The organism is Burkholderia sp. E168m15 (assembly GCF_016586105.1).
Lineage (GTDB): Bacteria > Pseudomonadota > Gammaproteobacteria > Burkholderiales > Burkholderiaceae > Burkholderia > Burkholderia orbicola.
The window spans coordinates 1-3,072 of the sequence record NZ_BCPO01000185.1 but is presented as its reverse complement, the minus strand read 5'-3'; the positions used below and the strand labels follow the sequence as shown (position 1 = coordinate 3,072).

At 69.0% G+C, this 3,072-nt stretch carries 4 protein-coding genes; all 4 read right to left on the bottom strand.

Features of this window, described 5'->3' with window-relative positions; translation table 11 throughout:
- On the bottom strand, positions 1-988 hold a 988-nt coding region (locus JMF86_RS29365; RefSeq protein WP_201317192.1), incomplete at its 3' end, for a dihydroorotase.
- A gap of 3 nt (positions 989-991) precedes the next feature.
- Entirely contained in the window at positions 992-1,552 is a 561-nt protein-coding gene (locus tag JMF86_RS29360; RefSeq protein ID WP_012339359.1) for a carbonate dehydratase, read from the bottom strand.
- Positions 1,552-2,130 carry a 6-carboxytetrahydropterin synthase gene (locus JMF86_RS29355; RefSeq protein ID WP_077177812.1) on the bottom strand — a complete coding sequence of 193 codons (579 nt, stop codon included), beginning with the start codon at positions 2,128-2,130 and terminating at the stop codon, positions 1,552-1,554. Before JMF86_RS29355 ends, JMF86_RS29360 begins: the two co-directional genes overlap by 1 nt.
- A complete protein-coding gene (folE2, locus tag JMF86_RS29350) occupies positions 2,124-3,044 on the bottom strand; it encodes a GTP cyclohydrolase FolE2 (protein WP_077177813.1) in 921 nt (306 codons plus the stop codon). Before folE2 ends, JMF86_RS29355 begins: the two co-directional genes overlap by 7 nt.
- Positions 3,045-3,072 lie beyond the last annotated feature (28 nt).

Sequence of the window (3,072 nt, the reverse complement as noted above, 5' to 3'; positions counted from 1 at the left end):
GCTTTTCGTCGCGCGTATGCGGCGCATGATCGCTGCCGATCACGTCGACCACGCCGTTGCGGACGGCCTGCCACAGCGCGTCCCGATGATGCCGTTCGCGCACGGGCGGATTCATCTGCGCGAACGTGCCGAGCCGCTCGTAGCAATCCGGCGCGTGCAAGCTCAGGTGATGCGGCGTGACCTCGACCGTCACGCGCCGCCGGTGCCGTGCGAGCAACGCCATTTCGTCCGCCGTGGATACGTGCAGCACATGCAGCCGGCGGCCCGTCTCGGCAGCCAGCCCGACGATGCGCCGCGTCGCGGCCAGCGCGCTTTGTGCGTCGCGCCAGCGCGGATGGTCGCGCACGTCGCCGCTCGCTTCCGCGATCGCCTTGCGCTCGCGCAGCCGCGCCTCGTCCTCCGCATGCACGGCCATGCGCCGCCGGCCGTGGCGCAATATCCGGCGCAACACGGTTTCGTCGTCGGCCAGCAGATCGCCGAACGAACTGCCCATGAAGACCTTCACCCCCGCGCAGCCGGGCAACCGTTCGAGCACCGGCAGCCGTTCGGCATTCACGGCCGAGCCGCCGATGTAGAACGCGTAGTCGCACCACGCGCGGCCGCGCGCGAGATCGAGCTTCGCGCTCAGATCCTGCTCGTCCAGCGTCAGCGGATGCGTATTCGGCATCTCGAAGATCGTCGTGACGCCGCCGAGCACCGCGCCGCGCGTGCCGGCCTCGAGGGTCTCCTTGTGCGTGAGCCCCGGTTCGCGGAAATGCACCTGACTGTCGACCACGCCCGGCAACACGTGCAAGCCGCGCGCATCGAGCAGCACGTCGGCGCTCCACACGCCGTGCAACGCGCCCAGCGCGACGACACGGCCGCCCGCGCACGCGACGTCGATCCGCTCGGCACCGTTGGGCGTCATCACCGTGCCGCCATGCACCAGCAGATCGGCGTGCCGCCGTGTCGATCGGTCGCCCGCTTCCTGTCGCAGCCGCTCGTCCATGCGTCAGAACTCGTTCTGGATCTGCTTGTAACCGAGCACCAGCGCATTGTTCGTCCGCGCGACGTCCTCGGAGAACTCGCTCGCATCGGCCGTCACCTGCGGCAGCGCGGCGAGATCGGTTTCCGGCCCGATGCGTTCGGTCGAGCGCACGTGGAAACCCGGCGGCAGGTGGCAGCCGTCGACGACCGCGTTGTAGCGCACCACGCAGCCGTCGTCGATCGTGCAGTTGAACAGTACGCTGTTGAAGCCGACGAACACGCCGTCGCCGACCGTGCACGGCCCGTGGACGATCGCGCGATGCGCGATCGACGTGTGCCGGCCGATCGTCACGCTCGCGCCCGATTTCGAATGGATCACGACGCCGTCCTGGATGTTCGAATGCGCACCGATCACGATCGGCGCGATCTGGCCGTCCGCATCGGTTTCGTCGGCGCGGATCACCGCGTACGGGCCGATGAACACGTTCTCCTCGACGATCACGCGCCCGCACAGGATGGCGGTCGGATCGACGAACGCGTTCGGATGAATGTGCGGCAGGTCGCCGCGCGGGTTCTTTCGGATCATCAGGATTCCTGCCGGGAAAGAGTATGGCCGCGCTTGAGCCGCTCGAACAGGCCGGGATCGCGCCACTGCGCGACGATGGCCGGCGCGAACACGATCGCGTCGAGGTCGATGCGGCCCATGCGCGGGTTGAATGCATCGTCGCGAAAGCACTGCGCGTAGCCGGTCTCGGTCTCGTGAACGATCACCGAATGCAGCCGCACGTCGGCTTCGCCGTTCGACATGCGCGTACCGCACAGCGCCGCATCGACGAGGCGAAAGAACACGCGCGAGAACTGCTCGGCGCTCGGCGACACCGGCAGCAGCACCCAGCGCTCGGAATGCCGGCGCATGCTTTCGACATAGCGCGGATCGTCGTCCGACCACAGCGTCACCGCGTGGTCGAACGCGTCAATCAGGTCGCGCACGTCGCCCTTGAGCAGCCCGAAGTCGTAGATCATCTGACCGTGATCCAGCGCATGGGCTTCGAGCAGCAGCTCGACGCGGTACGAATGGCCGTGGATCGAATGCGAGCAGCGCCGCGTGCTGCAGCCGCGCACGACGTGCGCATTCTCGAACCGGAACAGCTTGCGGATCAGCATGCGTCGGCGCCTTCGCGCAGCGGAGCGGCCCACGCCACCGCATCGTGCGGATGCAGGCTTTCGAGATGGCGCACCCGCACGCGCGGGCTCGCATGACGATCTTCGAGCGCGGCCTGCACGCGCCGCACCGCATCCTCGACGAACATCAGGTTGCCGCCGTTCAGCACCGCGAACGCCTGCTCGTCCGCGCGCTTGACGGCCGTCTGCACCGGCGTGCCGAGCGCCTGCTCGACGCGGTCGATCAGGTCGAGCAGCCCCAGCGTCGTGCCATCGGCAGGCAGCGCCACGCTGACGACGGCCTCGCTGCGCTGGCTGTGCGGCGTGGCGGCCGTCGCATGCCGTTTCAACCAGGCGGCGACTGCCGCCGGCTCCACGCGAGCCTCATGCCCGAATGCCGTCAGGAATGCCTGTTCGATCCAGTGCCGCGACAGCGCGGCCGAGCACGGGCACGTCGACGAATAGACGACCGTCACCTGCGCGCGCAGCGCGAACACATCGCCGGCCAGCGTCGCATCGAGACGCACCGGATAGGCCTTCCAGCCGGCCAGCCCCTCGGTCACGAGCGCCGTGCGGCGGGCCAGCAGGTCGAAGCGCAGCCGCACGCGCGCGCTGCGCGTCTCGCAGTCGCGGTGGCTGTCGACCATTGCGCGCAGCATGCGCTGCAAGCCGGCCGGCGACAGCGCTTCGCCGCCGGCGAGCCCGTCCAGCAGCCCGTGCAGCCGCGACATGTGGATGCCTTTCACCTGCGGCGCAGGCAGATCGACCTGCACGTCGGCACGCGCATGCACGTCGCGCCGGCAGCCGGGCTCCGCCACGACGACGGGCAGATCGATGCCCTGCATGCCGACCCATTCGAGCGGGCGGCGGCCCGGCGCGGCGTCGGTCAGGGAAATATCGGGAAGCGCTGCATTCATGCTTGAAATCCGGTGGAGCGCCTTCTCC

Coding starts and splice junctions, on each gene's coding strand:
- JMF86_RS29360 (WP_012339359.1), bottom strand. CDS start 1,552: ATGATCCGAAAGAACCCGCGCGGCGACCTGCCGCACATTCATCCGAAC.
- folE2 (WP_077177813.1), bottom strand. CDS start 3,044: ATGAATGCAGCGCTTCCCGATATTTCCCTGACCGACGCCGCGCCGGGC.
- JMF86_RS29355 (WP_077177812.1), bottom strand. CDS start 2,130: ATGCTGATCCGCAAGCTGTTCCGGTTCGAGAATGCGCACGTCGTGCGC.